Origin of the sequence: Larkinella bovis (genome assembly GCF_042655385.1) — a bacterium.
Lineage (GTDB): Bacteria > Bacteroidota > Bacteroidia > Cytophagales > Spirosomataceae > Larkinella > Larkinella bovis.
The window spans coordinates 263,005-280,710 of the sequence record NZ_JBHSMA010000006.1 but is presented as its reverse complement, the minus strand read 5'-3'; the positions used below and the strand labels follow the sequence as shown (position 1 = coordinate 280,710).

General features: G+C 51.6%; 14 protein-coding genes. All 14 read right to left on the bottom strand.

The annotated features are described in order from the left end of the window. Positions 1-34: 34 nt before the first annotated feature. From ACFPMF_RS19350 to ACFPMF_RS19285, 14 genes are read right to left on the bottom strand one after another with little or no spacing between them, the layout of a single operon-like run. On the bottom strand, positions 35-973 hold the full coding sequence (locus ACFPMF_RS19350; RefSeq protein ID WP_379848383.1) for an aldo/keto reductase: 939 nt from the start codon (positions 971-973) through the stop codon (positions 35-37). 10 nt (positions 974-983) lie between these two features. After that, on the bottom strand, positions 984-2,057 hold the full coding sequence (locus ACFPMF_RS19345; RefSeq protein ID WP_379848382.1) for a hypothetical protein: 1,074 nt from the start codon (positions 2,055-2,057) through the stop codon (positions 984-986). Positions 2,058-2,082: 25 nt separating this feature from the next. Beyond that, positions 2,083-2,913 carry an SMP-30/gluconolactonase/LRE family protein gene (locus ACFPMF_RS19340; RefSeq protein ID WP_379848381.1) on the bottom strand — a complete coding sequence of 277 codons (831 nt, stop codon included), beginning with the start codon at positions 2,911-2,913 and terminating at the stop codon, positions 2,083-2,085. Beyond that, positions 2,910-4,391, bottom strand: a complete 1,482-nt coding sequence (locus ACFPMF_RS19335) for a M81 family metallopeptidase (RefSeq protein ID WP_379848380.1) — start codon at positions 4,389-4,391, stop codon at positions 2,910-2,912. Before ACFPMF_RS19335 ends, ACFPMF_RS19340 begins: the two co-directional genes overlap by 4 nt. 41 nt (positions 4,392-4,432) lie before the next feature. Beyond that, positions 4,433-4,816 carry a RidA family protein gene (locus ACFPMF_RS19330; RefSeq protein WP_379848379.1) on the bottom strand — a complete coding sequence of 128 codons (384 nt, stop codon included), beginning with the start codon at positions 4,814-4,816 and terminating at the stop codon, positions 4,433-4,435. Then, positions 4,813-5,457: an RraA family protein gene (locus ACFPMF_RS19325; protein ID WP_379848378.1), complete on the bottom strand. Its 645-nt coding sequence runs from the start codon at positions 5,455-5,457 to the stop codon at positions 4,813-4,815. The genes ACFPMF_RS19330 and ACFPMF_RS19325 overlap by 4 nt, the downstream gene beginning before the upstream one ends. Before the next feature lie 18 nt (positions 5,458-5,475). Continuing rightward, a complete protein-coding gene (locus ACFPMF_RS19320; RefSeq protein WP_379848377.1) occupies positions 5,476-6,378 on the bottom strand; it encodes a dihydrodipicolinate synthase family protein in 903 nt (300 codons plus the stop codon). Positions 6,379-6,410: 32 nt separating this feature from the next. Continuing rightward, the gene (locus ACFPMF_RS19315) at positions 6,411-7,487 is read right to left on the bottom strand and encodes a PLP-dependent lyase/thiolase (RefSeq protein ID WP_379848376.1); all 1,077 of its coding nucleotides are present in this window, start codon (positions 7,485-7,487) and stop codon (positions 6,411-6,413) included. Next, on the bottom strand, positions 7,484-8,290 hold the full coding sequence (locus ACFPMF_RS19310) for an SDR family NAD(P)-dependent oxidoreductase (protein ID WP_379848375.1): 807 nt from the start codon (positions 8,288-8,290) through the stop codon (positions 7,484-7,486). The genes ACFPMF_RS19315 and ACFPMF_RS19310 overlap by 4 nt, the downstream gene beginning before the upstream one ends. Positions 8,291-8,303: 13 nt before the next feature. Next, positions 8,304-9,293, bottom strand: coding sequence for a succinylglutamate desuccinylase/aspartoacylase family protein (locus ACFPMF_RS19305; RefSeq protein WP_379848374.1), 990 nt, complete (start codon positions 9,291-9,293; stop codon positions 8,304-8,306). A gap of 23 nt (positions 9,294-9,316) precedes the next feature. After that, entirely contained in the window at positions 9,317-10,903 is a 1,587-nt protein-coding gene (locus tag ACFPMF_RS19300) for a glycoside hydrolase family 32 protein (protein WP_379848373.1), read from the bottom strand. Between the two features lie 49 nt (positions 10,904-10,952). Further along, positions 10,953-12,515: a hypothetical protein gene (locus ACFPMF_RS19295; protein WP_379848372.1), complete on the bottom strand. Its 1,563-nt coding sequence runs from the start codon at positions 12,513-12,515 to the stop codon at positions 10,953-10,955. A 60-nt stretch (positions 12,516-12,575) separates the two neighbouring features. After that, positions 12,576-14,378: a RagB/SusD family nutrient uptake outer membrane protein gene (locus tag ACFPMF_RS19290; RefSeq protein WP_379848371.1), complete on the bottom strand. Its 1,803-nt coding sequence runs from the start codon at positions 14,376-14,378 to the stop codon at positions 12,576-12,578. Between the two features lie 41 nt (positions 14,379-14,419). Beyond that, on the bottom strand, positions 14,420-17,632 hold the full coding sequence (locus ACFPMF_RS19285; protein ID WP_379848370.1) for a SusC/RagA family TonB-linked outer membrane protein: 3,213 nt from the start codon (positions 17,630-17,632) through the stop codon (positions 14,420-14,422). Positions 17,633-17,706: the final 74 nt, after the last annotated feature.

Sequence of the window (17,706 nt, the reverse complement as noted above, 5' to 3'; positions counted from 1 at the left end):
ACTTTTTAGATCTTGCCTGTCCATCGGGTTTACACTACCGATTCCATAGTCCAGGCGTAATTACTTCTTTCGGTACATCCTTGCAGAGCTCCCGGAGCTCGTTTTTCAGGGAGTCGGGCAGCGTCGGCCCGTGTAGGAGTTCAAGATTTGACAGGATCTGTTTTTGATTTTCCGCGCCTATCACCAGACTATGAACTTCCGGAAGATCCCGTATAAAACCGAAAGCGAGTTCGGAAACCGAAAACTCATAGCGCCGGGCAAGGCCCTCAAGCTGGGTTAGAAAAGGAATGGCCTGCGTTAACACACCCGAAAGCTCCGATGGGTTGCGAAAAAACAACCCCTGTAGAAATACACTTCTGACAAAAATGAGCTTTCCTTTGGTGCTCAAATCGGCCAGGGTGCCGTCCTGAATAATCCCCTGATCGAACACATTAAGCGGGAGTTGAACGGCTTCGAAAACCGGGTCGTCTATCAACGAATGAGCCTCCGCTGAATAATAAAGCGAAATTCCACCGTGTTGAATGTAGCCTTTCTCCTTTAGTCGGTTGATTAAAACGGGCACAATCCGGAAGACCTCTTCCATCGGTTCAGCAGCTCCCTTGTGGTAGAGCACAAGCCCGATCTGAGTACGCTTTAAATCCGTTAAAGACGCTTTGATACTTGCTTCGGTTAGCTCCCAGGCTTTTTCCAGCGATTGTCGGGGGCTCCAGTCGTACTTAAACTTTGAAATGATCAGGTCGTCGCAAGCGGGTAATTTATTGAAATAGGCCCCCAGAATTTGCTCTGCTTTTCCATAGGTACGGGCGCTGTCAAAGGTATTGATACCGGCCGTTCTGGCCAGGTCCAGTAACGAAAACGATTCCATTTCGCTTGGAGCGCCACCAGTATTGGCAATGCCATAGTTCATGCCCAACTGAATCGTGCCCAACGCTAATTTGGAAACCTGGTATTGGTGAAAAGGGGTGTACTGCATGAGAATCGGGTCAGGAATTTAGTTTAATGATGGAGGGCGTCCGAATACCCGGTTTAACTTCTCCGCTGACATAGAGCCAGCCATTTTGATAGGGGATCACCGGTAATGTGACCCGCGAAGGGTAGGTATGCTGTTCTCCCCAATATTCCCACGAATCGCTGTCCGGGTAATAAAACAGAACACTCCTGGTGAGGCCGGGATGGTTTTGGGGAGTTCGGAACTGGGCCGTAACGGCGTCTACTCCACCCCAAATCACGAATCGGCTGTTGCTTACTAAAGGCAGCGTACCCGCTGCGGAGACTCCGCGTGGTATCGGGACCAGCGTTTTCCAACTGGCGCTCCAACCCCGTCGGGTCTTCGTTAGGGTGAGTGAATAATTGTCCAACAGCGTGTGCTGGTATTTTTGGCCCGCCGAAGTGACGCAACTGGTAGTTCCGCCCATCAGAAACAGCTGGTCATTCCATACACCGCAGACGGGTAATGTACGCTCCGGACCTGGCCACGGTTTAAGGGGTTGCCACCCTTTTTCCGCAGCTTGCAGATCGAGTAAAAGTGCGGTTTTGGTGGGGGCTCCTGCCAAATTCCGGGCTCCCCCTAAAATGAGTAGCGCATTTCCCAGAACCGCCCCCGTCATATAAGCCAGGGGATGCGGTAAGCTGGGTAAGGGGTCTTTTTTCAGACGGCCATTACTCCATTCATAGCAGCCTACGGATGACAGCAACTCCTTCTCAGAGCAGCCGCCGACTGCGATAAGTTTATTCTGATAACTCACCGAAACGCCATAGCCGGAGGCATCCGCTAATTTTTCGTCCAGATGAATCCAGTTTCCATCCGGAGGAAGAACGTAAATGCTGTCATACCATTTTTTCTGCCCACCTTCCCAGGGGTATTTGTCGGGGAAATTTGCGCCACCCATGGCCACAACGGCTCCGTTTGATACGCCAGCATACATACCGGCAAAACCGAGTTGGTCGGGCAGCGGAGAAAGCGCAGACCAGTTGATGGGTTCAGCGTGGGTCATCGTTCGTGTTTTGATCAGAATGGGTAATAAAAGCGCCAACCCGGTTTTCCAGGGAGCGCACATGATGAGGTAGGTGAAAAATCGGCCATCACCCCTTCCATTGTACGGTAGCAAGGAGAACCGCCCCCGGGCCAGGTTCCCCGTAGCCGCCGGTGATCAGTAATTCCTTCCTGTCAGGGCCCTCGGTTACAAAAGTGAGGTTACTCGTTAGCGGCAGCCCGGTATCGAACGTATCGACCACAAGTCCCTCCGGTGACAGAATATGAATAGCCTGCATGCCGTAATGGGCCACCCAGATTCGTCCTTCAGAATCAACCGCAAGCCCGTCGGGCAGATTTTTGCCGGGATCGCCGGACTGGTGAGCAGGAAGCGGAATGGCTTTGATGAGTTCCGCCTGGCCCGGTTTTGCCAGATCGAAAACCAGAATCCGGTTGCCATAGCTTTCCGCTACGAACAACCTATCTTCCGCAGCATTCAGAGCCAGGCCGTTGGCATAGTCGATGCCATCCGCGATCAGCTTTTCTTCTCCCCCCGCACCGACGAAAAACACTTTCCCGTCATACCGGACAGAATCGGTAAAGAACAGATTCCCTTTCGAATCCAACAGTAAGTCGTTGGGGGTTGAAAAAGCGATTCCGTCGCATTTCTGACTGACAACCACCCCTTTGAAGCTTCCGTCAGCATGATAAGCGGTGATCTGCCCCCGGGTGCTTTCGCAAATCCAATGTTCTCCATTTTTTGCGATAACCTGTCCGTTCGGGCACGTGCAGTTGGCCCAGACCGTACTGCCCTGTCCGGACTGCCACCGAATCACTTGCCGGCCAGCCAGGGTCGTGAAAAAGAAATTGCCTGCTGCGTCGACGGCCGGGCCTTCGGAATAGAAGTCCAGATCGAGTAGTTTATGAATCGAAACGTTCATACGACCCGAAAGGCTTCGTTGGTGGGTTCTTCAAAAGGGAACAGGGGTGTCCTTCTGGCGTTGAACTTAAACCGGGTCATGTCAGCGCTCGTGTCACCCGGGGTATCGACTTTCACCAGCTGTTTGCAGGCGTCCCTGTAAGCCGCGATCGGGGCATTAACGCCTTTCGCCACAATGAAATCAAACGTCTCGGGTTGCAGGTCATAGGCTAGAAGTTGCTGCATGCTGAAAGGCACCGTCCGGAGACTGGTGAGCATGACGGTTTGTCCATTCACGGTTTTGACAATAGCCGATTCGCCCATGTCATAGTTTACAAAACCGCCATGCCGGGGTGATAACTCTTTAAATTTCCCCTCAATCATCCGGTAACTTTTGGGGCGGATAGGGTAGCTGTTTTCTCCGACCCGTAAACTCAAAGGAACTTCCGAAGACTTCTGTAACGTCTGTACGGCGGCAGGATCATAAAGGCAGATAAATGTTTTTGACAGACCGGCGGCATCTAACGCTTCCAGCAGGTACGTACTGCTTCCGGTACTGCCCCCGCCCACGTTGTCACCCATATCCAGCAGCAGGATCGGTTTTTCCATTTCAGCGAAGTCGGGGATCAGTTCCTGAATGTGTACCTTTTTGCCATTGAAATGCGACAGATGCTCGGACACATACGCCAGCAACTGACGTTCAGCCTGATGGACATCCGCATCGGATTCGGCGATCAGGATGAAAGCGGAGCCCATTTCCCTGACGTCGGCGTAGGGAAACCCCAGCAAAAGGCTGATGGAATAAAGCCGGGAAGCTGACCGGATCGAATCCGCTGCCTGAAGAAGATCCAGGCAGGGTGATTCCGACGTATGCTGTTGTTCGATGCTGATAGCCAGGGGCAGTTGCAGCAGTCGATGGCTGAACTTTTTATGGTTAGCCAGGATGTCGATCATCATCCGGCCGGCTGCGCGACCGGCCCGGGCCTGGTCAATGTGCGGGTTTGTCTGATAAGGAAACAGGCCATTCGTCACGCTTACCATCAGCGGGCTTACGTTGGCATGCGGGTCAAGCGTTCCGGTAATGGGAACATCGATCCCTACTTTTTGCCTCAGCAGGTGTAACCAGTGGCCATCCATATCCGGGTGGCTTTCGGCCACACCGGCTCCATGCGGAACAACCACGACCCCGTCAAATGGGCCGGTTTCATCCAAAAGTTCAAATAACCGGTCCAAAATAGCCTGGAATGCCCCGGCCGTGATCAGCCCACCCGGAATGGCCGCCGTGTAGAATACCGGCACAAGTTCGAAATCGCCAGTCCCTTCGAACACCTCAATAATTCCGCTGATTTCGTGGTGTGCCCCCCGGTATTCGCTGGTGATGGCGTCTTTTTCCAGCCAAAAGCTCGATTTAAAGTGTTCCAGTGTGGTTGGCTGCCTGGAGAAGGTATTGGTTTCATGGTAAATTCCCAGCAGCGCAATTCGCTTTTTCGTACGTGGCATGTCAGGCAAGCGTTTTCAGAATGAGTCCTGCGGTGGATCTTTTAGTTACCGATGTAAACAATGGCGTCTACTTCAAACTTCAACGCATCACCGAGGCATCCGATAATTGTCGTTCTGGCGGGATAGGGCTCGTTAAAATAGTCGCGATAGATGGCATTGAACTCTGTCAGATATTCCGGCTTACCCACATAATTTCGGACCTGAATGGCATCGTCAAGCGTAGCTCCGGCCGCTTCAACGATGCGTTTCAGGTTGTCGAAAGAACGTCGACATTCCCCCTCAAAGGAATCAACCACGATGGTTCCGTTGTCGTCTACAGACGCCTGACCGGAAACGTACAGATGACCCCCGGAAATAACACCGGGTGAGAAAGGTAAGTGACTGGTAGGAATACCATCTCCTTTAATAATTCGTTTCTTGCTCATAATACACCAAATGTTAGGTAGGCTTCTTCCGCTTTCATGCCATTTTTGATGGCATCTCTTGTGCGGTTTTCGGCGCTTACTTTCTGTTTTGCTAATTCAAGTACCTCGTTTTCGACGTGTTGGGGAATGACCACGATCCCGTCTTCATCGGCCATGACAATATCCCCGGGGTTGAATGTCACCCCATCGATCACCACCGGAACGTCCAGATCAATGACGCGTTGTCGATTTTGACTGTCATAGGGGTTTTTAGCGGTGGCAAACACGGGGAATTGCATTGCCGCCATTTTAGCGATGTCGCGGACGGCGCCATGTACGATGACCCCCGCACAGCCCCGGTTACGCGACGCAGTAGCCAGGAGTTCGCCAAATATTCCCGAGCGGTTGCTTCCCTGGGCGGCAGCGATCAGGACGTCCCCAGGTTGGCAGGAATCCACCGCTTTCAATTCCAGCTCATACGGATGAACGTCCTTGTGGAACATATCGGCCCAAAGCGTGGTTTTGCACCGCCCGACCAGTTTGCCAATGCCGGTACAAGGGGTAAATGGAATTCTTGTCGCCTGGTTGGGATAGCCCAGAGCATCAAGCACATCGGAAAGTACCGCCGTGTAGAGTTCATTTTTTATGAAATCAAGATCCATGTTCCTATTTCTATTGGGTTAGTCTATTTCAGCTACGACGTTGAACGTATCAATCTGTTCCATCATCCGGATAATTTCATCATCGCTCCACGGCATTTCAGGGGCCAGCAAAGGCGGTTTTGGGGGACCAATGTGAATGTCGTATTTCAAGGCCATGCCCCGGTCAAGAAAGGTCCATATATACGGCAGAATGGTTTCAATAAAGCCCTGGAAGGTGAGCATAAACTGATGCGCTTCGGCAACCTTTCCTTCCAGGAAGCCCGCGCGGATATTCCTACAGGTTGGCCCGAACATGTTATAGAAAGTACCGATTGCGCCCGCTGTACCGCAAAGGGCGGCCTGACAAAGCAATTCATCGGCACCGCTAAACAGTTGCCACCGGTCGCCAGCCTTGTTGGCAATGGAACCGATTTCCAGGAGTTTGTCAGTCGTGAGCTTCATGCCCTTTACCTGGGGGAGCTGGAGAAGCTTTTGGATGACGTCGTTACTGGCGGCACCGCCTATTTGGTACGGAAAAAAAGGAAGATCGGTGGCTTCGGCGATTCGGGTGTAGTGCGTAATGGCCATCGCGCTGTTGCCGCCACCATAATAGATCGGCCCGACGGAGGATATACCGTCGGCTCCCTGCTCGGCGGCATGTCTGGCCAGCCGGATGGATTCTTCGGTATTCATCGCCCCCACCTGGACCATCACAGGAATTCTTCCGTTTGAGCATTGAAGCGTCCGGGCGGTAACCTCCTTTCTTTCCTCTTCGCTGAACAGAAAGCCCTGTCCGGTAGAACCCAGCAGGTACAACCCATCCATTCCTTGATTTATCATTAGCTCGACGAGTTTTTCCAGTTCCGGAACGTTAAGCTTTCCCCTGGCGTCGACCGGCGTAAAGAGTGCGGGCCATACGCCTTTGAATTTTTGAATACTCATTTGATTTGCTTTACTCTAGGTTATAAATTAGTTTATGCAAGCATGAACCGAAGTTTTTCCATCGCTTCGTCAGTAGAAACCGGATTCACGTCGGGCAGCCCAAACCGGGCATCAACCGTGGAAAGGTCTTTAAAACCGCTGCCGGTAATCAAACAGACGTAATTGCGTTCCGGATTTATTTCCCCTTGGCGCATCGCCTGCGCCAGACCCGCGAGGGCCACGGCTCCGGCCGGTTCTGAAAAAATCCCTTCTTTCATAGCCAGTTCCCGATGCCACTTAAACACGGCTTCGTCTTCAACGACATAGCCCGTGCCACCGAGTTGTTGACAGGCGTCGATCACTTCGTTGCCGTCGAAAATATTGGCTACCTGAAGACCGCTAATGGCAGTCGTAGACCGCGAAACTGCGCGAGCGGCCGTGCCCGTTCGAAGCGAAGTGGCCATGGTATCGTTCCCCTGCGGCTGCACGCAGTGTACTTTGCCTTTTTTGCTCCGGGCCAGCATGCCCCTGGCGACAGCCAGCGTAAGGCCACCGCCACCAGCGGGAACGAATACGTCTATCTTCTCTTCCAGCGTGTTCACAATTTCGTGGGCGATCGACTCAACGCCAGCCATGCCGGTTGGGCAATATTTGTAGGCACTGATCGGGAGCGGAAGACCCCGCCGTTCGGTGAGGGTGCGCAGGGATTCGGCCACTTGCCTGGTGACCTGCTCGGATTTGCCAAAATCGTGGATCATGACCAGTTCAGCCCCGTATACCTGCATCTGCTTTAATTTGGCCCGTGGAGCTCCGTCGACCACCAGAATGATACACTGCAAACCGGCAGCCGCACTGTACGCGGCCAGTGCCGCACCCGTATTTCCGCTTGAGGTTGCGATGCAGGTTTTAAGCCCGTTCTCCTTCATGTCGTTAATGATCCGGGAAGCGAAACGGTCTTTATAAGAGCCACTGGGGTTCAGGTTTTCCAGCTTGAAAAACAGGTTAGGAATGCCTAACGACGGGCCGATGGACCTTGAGCGAACCAGTGGGGTATTGCCCTCGCCCAAACTCAGTTTCTGAGAAAAGGCTGACTCGACAGGCTCTTTCTGCGGGGACGAATGTATGCTCAAAACTCGTTGGGGTATTGTGATTTTTTGATCGAATACGAATTGAAATTGGGTTGAAAACCGCCATCAACCGTAATGGTGGTGCCCGTCAGGTAGGAGGCATCAGCGGAACAGAGCCAGACAATCGTCCGGGCAATTTCCCCGGCTTGTCCGCTTCTTCCTAAGGGTATGTTATCCGTCATTTGGTCGACGAGTTGCTGGCTGATGTTCTCGCCCCGGGAATCCACATAATCGCTGCTGAGGCTGGTGTCGATAGCGCCCGGCGCAACGCCGACCACGCGAATGCCGGTTCGTCCGTACGTGATGGCCAGTTCTTTGGTCAGACTATTCAAAGCTCCTTTTGCGGCAATATAGGCGGGGGCCAGACCCGAAGGGCGTTCGGCCATCACGCTCGAAATATTAACAATTACCCCTCCGCTTTTCTGTTCTTCCATGGCCGCTGCCACCGCCTTGGCCAGAAAAACGGGGGCGGTAAGACAGATTTTAAGCGTCTTTTCCCAAAGCTCCAGCGAGGTAGTTCGGAGCGAACCCGTCACGCGCCACGCGGCATTATTGATCAACGCGTCAACACGACCGTATTTTTGCAGAGCGAAACGCACGAGATTGTTCCAGGAACTTTCTATTTCCAAATCCACGGCCAGGCTACTGGCGTCCATCCCGTTCGCTAGTAATTCGGCTTCCAGTTCAGAAAGCTTTTCGTCAGCGATATCGGCCAGTACGACCGCATAGCCGTTCACTCCGAAGCAATGTGCTGTGGCTCGTCCAATTCCGCCGGTTGCTCCGGTGATAATGACAGTTTTTTTCAACGTACGTGTTCGTTTAGCGAAATACTGAGGTGAAATCTACCTCCGGTTCTTTGGTTGCGTTTCCCTCCTCGTCAATCGTAACCTTACCAGGCTGGGTGATGGGTAAAATGCCCCCAAGCGCGTCGCCTTCTCCGACTTTCACCGTATTGCGCATCAGAAATACCAGCCCGCTTTCATCGGCAAAAAGGTCCGTTGTTGTTCCGGTAACGGGATTCGCCAGACGGCCCCATTTAGCTCCCTTTTCGATCTGTTGCCCCACGCGGGCGTCGGCCAGATAAATTCCATCGGCAGGCGAAGGCATCTTGCCTTGTAAAAAACCGCTGTCCTGACGGGCATCTTCGATCCAGAAGACTTTTTCCGGCGCCGGTTTGATCCATTCTCCCGCGATCATGCCCAGCTGGCGAAGCAGGTTCAACGTGCCGGCTACATAAGCGTCGACCACATAGGAGCGAAAGCCCGTTCCTCCCCCATACTCCAGATAAATGGCTGGAATGCCGGCATCCCGGGCTACCGAAAGCGTACGGCCGTCCGGGCGGGGATCGGTTCCCCAGACCAGTGGCAGACCATACGATAAAGCCATTCGTCGCTGTTGGTTCAATACGTCCGGATTGGTGTGTAATCCATAGCCCGCCAGCGGAAAGATGTCATACAGGACACCCCCCGTATGCATATCGATCAGGTAATCGGCGGTTTTGATCAGTTCGCTGACCAGGTAAGCCGATTGCTCAGAACAGGTGCCGGTTCTATTGCCCGGGCAGATTCTGGCCAAGTCCAGCCCATCGGTTCCGTAGCGGCTCGCACTCTGATAAGCCGTTTCGTTTCCATTCGGAACGAACGTAATTCTTCCCCTTACTATCTGCCCTTTCAACTGTTGATACAGCCGATGATTGACGATCATCGGCTCATATTCGTCACCGTGTACGCCCGACAAAAGAAGGATATGGGGGCCGTCACGACCACTGTCGAGTACCATTTTTACGATTGTATCCGTATGCTGGCTCATTCTGTTTTCCTACTGATGGTCCGTTATCTCGAACCGGTTGGCGCATCGTCCGAAAATTGCAGGGAGTAGAGATCGGTATCCTTTAAGACGAACTTCAATCGGACAACCTTACCCCGCAGTCCGGCAAGGCTACTGCGGTTTTTCCAACGTACTTTTTTGGCGATCGAATCGCCGAAAAGACTTTCGGATTCGCTGAGGGAGAAACCGGGAATTGCTTTGCCGGTTTCATCCTGAATTTCCGCCAAGACGCTGCCAGCCGCAGAAGTGGAGAAATTCAGCCACAGATGGTCTCCGGAAAACGTGAAGGGTTTGGTTACGATTTCTCCCCCCTTATAACTGGCCTTCAGCGACACAAATCCATCCAGTCGTAAGGTGTACCGTCGTAGCGAACTGGCCCGGCCTTTCCAATAGTTTTCGACGGTGTAAAGGGATAATTCATTGGGAGCCCCGGGCAAGTCTGATTTGGTTTCGACCACATGCCAGGCCGTGCAATTATCCCCGTAGGTCCAGCTTCCGTTTCGCTCGATACCCGGTTTTAGAAATGCCTCGTTCCAGCGCTTGAACGTCACCCCATCGCGGCTCGACATCAGTAAGGTCTCGGTAAGTACGGTCCCGTACCTGGACGTCAAATCCGCGACTCCGCCCTTAACCGTTTTCCCGGCGCGTTTTTCCCTTTCTTCCAGTTCGGGCAGCGCTCTCATCGATTCCGACCAGCCCCGATCCACATAGCGCATCGGCAGACCAATGAAGATATGGGGAGCACGGTGGTAAGGCTTGATCTGGTTGGTGTACAGGTGCTCGTCGGGAGAGTCTTCATACGTAAGATCCTGACGTTCACTCCAGTCGAACAGGTTGGGCGACGTGGCCGTGCGGATTCCCCGCACTCCGCTTTTCGAATATTGCCGCCAGTAGGCCCTATACTGTTTCGCGTTGACATCCCAAAAAGCCGTGTTTTGCGAATCGAAATGGCCATTTTTGAGCATCAGCCCTTTCTCATGCAGCGTCCAGTGCACACCGTCGGGGGATTTAAAGACGGCTAAACCGTAATCAGGATTCTCCAGCGCGACGACCGCTTTGTATTTCGCATCCGGGCCAGCCTGCGGATTGTCATCTTTGAAAACCGCCGGATGGCCTGCGTCAATCTTTAATCCTCCCGTTAAACCGCTGACCAAAACAATATTGTTTTCTTTTGACCCTTTGAAATTGTGGATTCCCAGTTTGGGCTTGTGCCAGGTAATGCCGTCATTACTTTCCGCATAGGCACAATACAACGGGTGGGAAAGGGAAGTGTCGGCGCTGGCATTATGTTGCCAGGCTTTGTAGTACATCCGATACGTATCCCCGTCTTTGAACACCGAGTGATACCCGCTGCCACTGCCTTCCCAGGGCGCGTCATAGGTCATGACGCGCTCCCGGGGTATAGGATGGTGCATCCGCAGTTCGGCCTCTCCGCTGATCTTATCGATCAGATACGTATCAACAAACAGTTCCAGGCGCGAGCCCAACTCGATTGGTGCTTTTTTGGGAGGATTTTTTTGGCCGAATACGGGCAAAAATGAGCTGATCAGTAAAAAATAAAGGGTCGGAATAGTGCGGATTATTTTGTTCATCGCTAATGCCTAAAGGTGCCGGAGAGTCAAACAAGCTGAAACCGTTCTGTTATTGAAACTTGAAAGAGTACAGATCGGCATCCTTCATTACAAATCTCAGCTTCACTTTCTTTCCCTGCAGAGCCGATACGTCCGTACCATTTTTTTTCCAGTGAACAGCGCGGTTGACCGCATCGCCAAATGTTTCGGAACTTTCGTCCAGACTGTAACCCGGAATGGGTTTGCCCTTCTCATCGAGAATTTCGACTTTAATATCGCCCGCTGCCGCCGATGAAAAGTTAAGAATCAGCTCGTTCCCTTTGAACGTCAACGTTTTCGTAATCAACTCTCCTCCGGCTCTGGGCGCATTAACCGAGGCAAAACCGTCGAGTCGAAGCGTATACCTTCTGAGGTGGCTTGCCTGGCCTTTCCAATAGTTTTCCGTAGAGTAGAGCGACAACTCATTGGGGGCACCCGCGCGGTCCGATTTGGTTTCGACTACATGCCATGCCATGTATTGGTCGCCGTAGGTCCAGGTTCCGTTACTTTCCATTCCCGGTCGCATGAAGGCTTCATTCCAGCGGTTGAAGGTAACGCCGTCCCGGCTGGACATGATAAGGGTTTCCGTCAGAGCGGTACCGTAGCGGATGTGTTGGGCCGCCCGCTTTTCCCGCTCTTCCAGTTCCGGTAATTTCCGCATCGATTCCGACCAGCCGCGCTCCACATACCGCGCGGGAAAACCAATGAAGATATGCGGAGCCCGGTGATAGGCTTTGATCTGGTTGGTATACAGCTCTTCCTGAGGGGAATCTACATAGACCACATTATGCTCATCCTTCCAATCGATGAAGTTGGAAGAGGTTGCGGTTCTTATTTCCCGTGTTCCTTTATACCGGTCTTTATCACCCGTCGCTTGCGAGAAATAGCGCCAGTAGGCCCGGTACTCTTTTCGTACCGGATCCCAGAATGCTAAATTTTGCGAGTCAAAAGCGCCGTTTGTAATGATGGGCTGGTCTGAAATCAAGGTCCAGTTGATGCCATCCGGCGACTTGAAAGCGACCAGACCCCGCTTTGTTTTGCCTGAAATCAGTACCGCTTTGTAACGGGCGTCCGGGCTGACGTTTGGATTCTCGTCCTTGAAAACCGCCGGGTGCCCGGCATCCAGACTGAAGCCCTGCAGAGGACCCGATGTAAAAACGATATTATTGTTTTTTGACCCGTTAAACTCATGAAGCCCCAGATTGGGTTTGGTCCAGTGAATACCGTCCTTGCTTTCTGCATAGGCGCAATACAGCGGATGATACGTGCTTTTGTCCGAACTTGCCTCATGTTGCCAGGCCTTGTAGTACATCTTGTAGGTATCGCCATCCTTAAAGACACTATGGTAGCCGCTACCACTTCCCTCCCAGAGTTCGTCATGCACGATAGCAATTTCTTTGGGGATGGGCTGATGGAGTTTACGGGTGGCCTGTCCAGCCAGTTTTTCGATCAGGAAATCGTCGATAAAGAGTTCCAGTCTCGATCCAACATCAATGACATTGTTTTTTGGGGCTACTTTTTGAGCGCTGAGTGGTAAAAATGCGCTTAAAAACAAAAAGCAACAGATGGCAGTGGTGAACGGTATTTTTTTCATCAACGGATACATTTTAGAGGATTAAGGGTTGAGGAATTAAGAAGCCCTTTTAGGGGCAGCCTACGGATTAGGCCACCCCGGGTTTTGGGTTAGTTTAGGGTTGAGTTGAATTTGAACAGGTGGTATTGGCGCCAGATACTTATAGTCCGGAAATTCCTTTGCCAGTGTTGGCTTGACGATAATTCTTCCTTTTTCTCCTTCTGAAAGTTTAAGGGATTTGCCGTCAATTACCATATAGAACACACCGGGAAGAGGAGTGGCGGGCGCTGCTTTAACGAACGAGATGTCGGGCTTTTTATCATCATTCAGGTCGTACAGAACATTCATGGCGGGAACGTAAATCCCGTCGGTTTCTTTTTCCAGGTTACGAGCGGCTTTCCAACGCATCAGATCGTCCCATCTGAATCGTTCCAGGATCAGTTCGATTGCCCGGTCCCGTCGGATCTCCATAATGGGAATCGAGGTAACGTCCGGATAGAAATTTGCCTTCATGTACGGGTCGAGCGTGCTGGGCATACGCGTATTGCTGATCCCAGCCCTTTTTCTGAGCAAGGCAATGGTGGCATTCCAGTCGGCCTCCGTGAAGGTTCCGAGTTCTGCCCTGGCCTCGGCATAGTTCAGCAGGATCTCGCTGTACCGCATGAGCGGGATGTCGTTCGTGTTGCGGTCTACCCCGTCAAAGAATGGGTCCGGATTGGAGTATTTGATGGGATGATATAAGGTAGAGGATACGCTGCCGTAAGGGGGCGGATTGCTCCCGTTGGTGCGAACGTAGGAGGGGGTACGTATGGTTTGGGAAAGCCGTAAATCCCGGTTCTTCACCTCCCGGCTGAAAAAGATCGTATCATAGCCGGGAGTATCTGTAAACCGACTGCCGTCCAGCTTCAAATACGTGTTGACAAATCGTTTATTGAGCGAGGTCATGTATCGTCCGCCTATGTCCGAATAATGGTTGGTACTGCCGTTCCAGACCTGCAGGTTCTCATCGTGTGCATTGGCCAGCATGACTTCGGCACTGACGGCATTCTCGCTGATAAACAGTGCCTGGTAGTCTTTTGTCAATTGCGCCGTTGAATAAACATTGTATTGGCCGCTGGCCATGACTTCCTGTGCGGCATCCGCTGCGTGCTGAAGCCATTTATTGGCGTCGGGCAACTTCAACTCGTCGTGGTATTTTCGGAATGTCCCTTCGAACAGACATATCCTGGACTTTAATCCCAAAGCCACCCATTTGGTGACAATCGTTGCGCTATTGTCCTTTTTATCAGAGATATTTTTGATTGCAAAGTCCAGATCGGCCAAAACCGAGTCCATAACCATCGTACGCGGATCTCTCGCTTTGTAAAGGCCATTATCCAACGAACCTAAAGGCCCACTGTACCAGGGGACATCCCCGAAACGCTTGACTTTGTCGAAATAAAATTTGGCCCTGAACCAACGGGCAATGCCGGCATAATGGTTCTGAACGCTGGCCGGCGCGTCCGAATTTTTATAGTTCTCTAAAAAATAATTGATTCTCCGAAGTTCGTCCCAGTACCAGAATACTTCGTCAAACGGGGTAAAAGCGTTCGGTGAATAATATTTTTCGACGAACTGGCCGTTCGCTGTCAGGTCGCTCCGGGCATCGGTCACATATTGGAACTCGCCAATACCGGAAGGCGCGGGTATCCCAAAAATATGAGCTGCGGGAGGGAACGTTCCGGGTAACTCATACAGCGAGTTGATGTACATTTTAAGATTCTGCTCGGTCTTAAAGGCCTGTTCGGGGGTAAGGGCATCGAGCGGACTTACGTTCAGGAGGTCTTTGCAGGAGCTGGCCAGCAGTGCCAGAGCCGCTAAAATCGATAGGGTATACTTTCTCATTGTCTTCCGAATTTTGAAGAAATCAAACCGTCTTATGTCAGTTAAAAAGTTACATTGATCCCCAGGTTATACGATTTGAGCATCGGGTAATACGTCCCTATGCCACCGTCCATCTGTTCGGGGTCGATGTCTCTTGTGATTTTGAATACCGGAGAATAAGTCCAGAGGTTGAGACCGGTGAAGTTGACCCGCAGATCACTCAGCCCGATTTTCTTCGCAAACGCTCTGGGCGAGTAAGACAACGTGATCTCTTTAAGCCGAATGTAGGCCGTGTTTTGCAGGTACCGGGTCTGCGGCTGAAGCTGCCTGTTTCCGTAGGCCATATTGCCTTTCCATCTTGGCCAGTAGGCGTTCGGATCCGGATTGTCGATAGTATAGGAATTTTCTAAAAAGTGAGTCGGGATTTCGGCAGCCCAGTATCCGTAGGGGCCCCAAAACGGATTTTGGTGATGCGTAGGGTACCAATCCCGCTTGCCTACCCCCTGAAAGAAAGCCGAGAGTGAAAAGTTGCCATATTCGCCACTTAACCGGGTGCCGAACTTGTAGCGGCTCGCCATATTTCCGATGATTGAAAGGTCGCCGGGATTGCTGATGGTTCGATCACCCCAGTCAATTTTACCATCGCCATTCAGGTCTTTGAATTTAACGTCACCCGGTCTGGCGGGCATACCGCCAATATTAGGAAGGATAAAACTCTGGTTAGCATGGCTGTTGATATCTTCCTGACTCGCAAACAACCCAAGCGTCGTTAATCCCCAGATATCGCCGATTTTCATTCCCTGATAGTAGCCGGCGGTCCTCATGTCAGGGTCAATGACCAGCGTGCCTTTGGGATTATTAAATTTCGTGATTTGCGAAATATCATCCGCGAGCGTAAACTGAACACTGTAGTTAAAGGGTTTGGCGGCACCAATCTTATCGCGCCACGTTACGGATAGTTCAAACCCTTTTGTTTCGAGGTCGGCATAGTTTCCTTGCGGAATGGCTGCTCCGAATACATCGGGTAGCAAAGGACCGGCCGTAATCATGTTTGAGGTAGTTCTTTTGTACCAATCAAACACAACGCCCAGGCGGTTTTGCAGCAGATCCATATCCAGCCCAAGATCGAGCGTGGTGGAAGTTTCCCAGGTAAAATTATCCGCCATTACAGCCGGGTTTCTGGTTGCCACCGGTCGGGCTCCCTCCAATATTTTTGTCGTCCGGCTCCCCGTAATCTGGGGTAAAAACATGTAAGGGTTTATCTGGCTGTTCCCCAGAGAACCGTAGGAAACGCGTGGTTTAAGATTGTCCAGCCATTGTCTGGTGCCGGAAAGGAAGTTCTCCTCGGTCATTCTCCATCCTAAGGAGAAGGACGGGAAAAAGCCGAATTGCTGGTTGGTCGGAAATTTAGACGAGCCATCGTACCGGCTGTTGATTTCGACCAGGTATTTGTCCTTGTACGTATAATTGACGCGCGAAAAAATGCCCAGGTTGGCCCAGTCGCTGCCTCCTCCTGCAATTGCAAATGCGTCTCCGGTAGCCAGGTTGAAGGCATCAAGCTCGGGAATAATGAGGTTGGACCGGTTTACGTTCAGGTAGCGGGTTTTACTGATTTCTATGTTCGTTCCGCCCAGGATTTTCAGGTCATGATGGCCAAATTGCTGGGTGTAGTTTCCATAGAGGTTGTAGTTGAAATAGTTCAGGGTGTTTTTATTATTGCTCAATGTCGAATTACCGACGCTGACGATAACGCCCGGAACGTTGCTGTAGGGAACGGGAATCTGCTTTTGATTGGCATCGATGATGCGGTTTCTGAACGTGAAGTTACCCTGCAGCTTTAGTTTGTTTTTGATGATTGACGCATCGAAAGCCGCATTGGCCAGTATCTGCCCCTGCTGCGACTTGGCTTCGCTGTAGCCTTCCAGTAAACCCACCGTTTTGGAGCCAATCAAGGTGTAGCTACCGTCGGGGTTATACGGCACGCCCATGGGAGTTGCCCCACTTCTGATATACATATTACTGAAGACGCCATCTCCTCCGAAAGGATCGGTATACGTATTCCCGGAGTATTGAAAGTTGGTGCTTATATCGAGCCAGTTTAAGGGTTTAACCGACCCCTTCATGCGAAGATCGTAGGTTCTAAACTTGTCCGATCGGATGTTATAAAGGCCATCTTGGCTAAAATACCGGCCTGACACGTAATACGAGGCTTTTTCGTTCCCGCCCGAAGCCGTCAGGGAATGCTCCATCGATGGAATATTGTCTTTGTAGATCAGCTTCGCCCAGTCGGTGTTACCGTAATACATATACGAACCGGTAGCCGGGTCAATTCCCACATCAGGACGCCCGTGATTAGGGTTCTCCGAACGGTATTTTAATTCATTGAGGTATTCCTGGGTAAAATTGATTCCGACATCCCCGACTGTGGTCGGGTTGCGGGTTCCACCGTAGAGCTCCGTGAAGCTCTCCATATACATTTTAGACCATAAATAACTGTTTTGCAGTACGTCACGTTTCGCCGTTCTGGATTGGGCTGAAAAAGTGGCGGAGTATCGTAGCTGGGACTTGGTGCCCGGGTTTTTGGTGGTGATCAGGATGACCCCGAAGGCCCCCCGCGACCCATAGATAGCGGCAGAAGCAGCGTCTTTTAAAACGGAAACGCTTTGTATATCTTGTGGATTCAGCGTGCTGGGATCGCCCTCTGCGCCATCAATCAATATCAAAGCCGATCCCCCGGCCCCGATGGAAGTCACCCCCCTAATATTATAGGAAGGGTTTGAGTTGGGCCGACCGCTATTAAAGGTAATATTCAGACCCGGAATCTGGCCCTGTAGTGCTCTTGATACATTCGGAACCGACATGTTCTGGATTTGCTTTCCATCCAGTTGATCAACCGCGCCGGTTAGATTGACTTTTTTGATGGTTCCGTACCCCACCGCCACCACCTCATTGAGGATCGTCGCATCTTCGTTGAGTTCAATGTTAATTTCCGTTTGCGAGCCCACCGTGATTTCCTGGGTTTTGTACCCAACGAAGCTGAAAGTCAGGATCTGTTTGGGCGCGACGCTAATTTCATAGTTGCCTTGCGCATCCGTAACGGTTCCCCGTTGCGTGTTCTTCACCAGGACGGTAACGCCAGGAATGGCGGATTGGTCAAACGTGGAAATGACTTTTCCACGAACCTTTCGGTCCTGAGCGATGGCAGAAAGAATGCTGAAGGCCAATAAAACGGTGAATAGAAGCGGTTTGATTCGGAGCGTAAATCTATACTTCATTTTTAGGCGGTTATTGGGTGAAAGATTAGAGTGAGCATAAACAGCGCGGCATCTATAATTGTATTTGTTGGACA

Excerpts from the sequence above, each read along its gene's own strand:
- ACFPMF_RS19345 (WP_379848382.1), bottom strand. The coding sequence starts at position 2,057 with ATGTGCGCTCCCTGGAAAACCGGGTTGGCGCTTTTATTACCCATTCTG.
- ACFPMF_RS19330 (WP_379848379.1), bottom strand. The coding sequence starts at position 4,816 with ATGAGCAAGAAACGAATTATTAAAGGAGATGGTATTCCTACCAGTCAC.
- ACFPMF_RS19295 (WP_379848372.1), bottom strand. The coding sequence starts at position 12,515 with ATGAAAAAAATACCGTTCACCACTGCCATCTGTTGCTTTTTGTTTTTA.
- ACFPMF_RS19305 (WP_379848374.1), bottom strand. The coding sequence starts at position 9,293 with ATGAGCCAGCATACGGATACAATCGTAAAAATGGTACTCGACAGTGGT.
- ACFPMF_RS19325 (WP_379848378.1), bottom strand. The coding sequence starts at position 5,457 with ATGGATCTTGATTTCATAAAAAATGAACTCTACACGGCGGTACTTTCC.
- ACFPMF_RS19340 (WP_379848381.1), bottom strand. The coding sequence starts at position 2,913 with ATGAACGTTTCGATTCATAAACTACTCGATCTGGACTTCTATTCCGAA.
- ACFPMF_RS19335 (WP_379848380.1), bottom strand. The coding sequence starts at position 4,391 with ATGCCACGTACGAAAAAGCGAATTGCGCTGCTGGGAATTTACCATGAA.
- ACFPMF_RS19285 (WP_379848370.1), bottom strand. The coding sequence starts at position 17,632 with ATGAAGTATAGATTTACGCTCCGAATCAAACCGCTTCTATTCACCGTT.
- ACFPMF_RS19300 (WP_379848373.1), bottom strand. The coding sequence starts at position 10,903 with ATGAACAAAATAATCCGCACTATTCCGACCCTTTATTTTTTACTGATC.
- ACFPMF_RS19350 (WP_379848383.1), bottom strand. The coding sequence starts at position 973 with ATGCAGTACACCCCTTTTCACCAATACCAGGTTTCCAAATTAGCGTTG.
- ACFPMF_RS19320 (WP_379848377.1), bottom strand. The coding sequence starts at position 6,378 with ATGAGTATTCAAAAATTCAAAGGCGTATGGCCCGCACTCTTTACGCCG.
- ACFPMF_RS19290 (WP_379848371.1), bottom strand. The coding sequence starts at position 14,378 with ATGAGAAAGTATACCCTATCGATTTTAGCGGCTCTGGCACTGCTGGCC.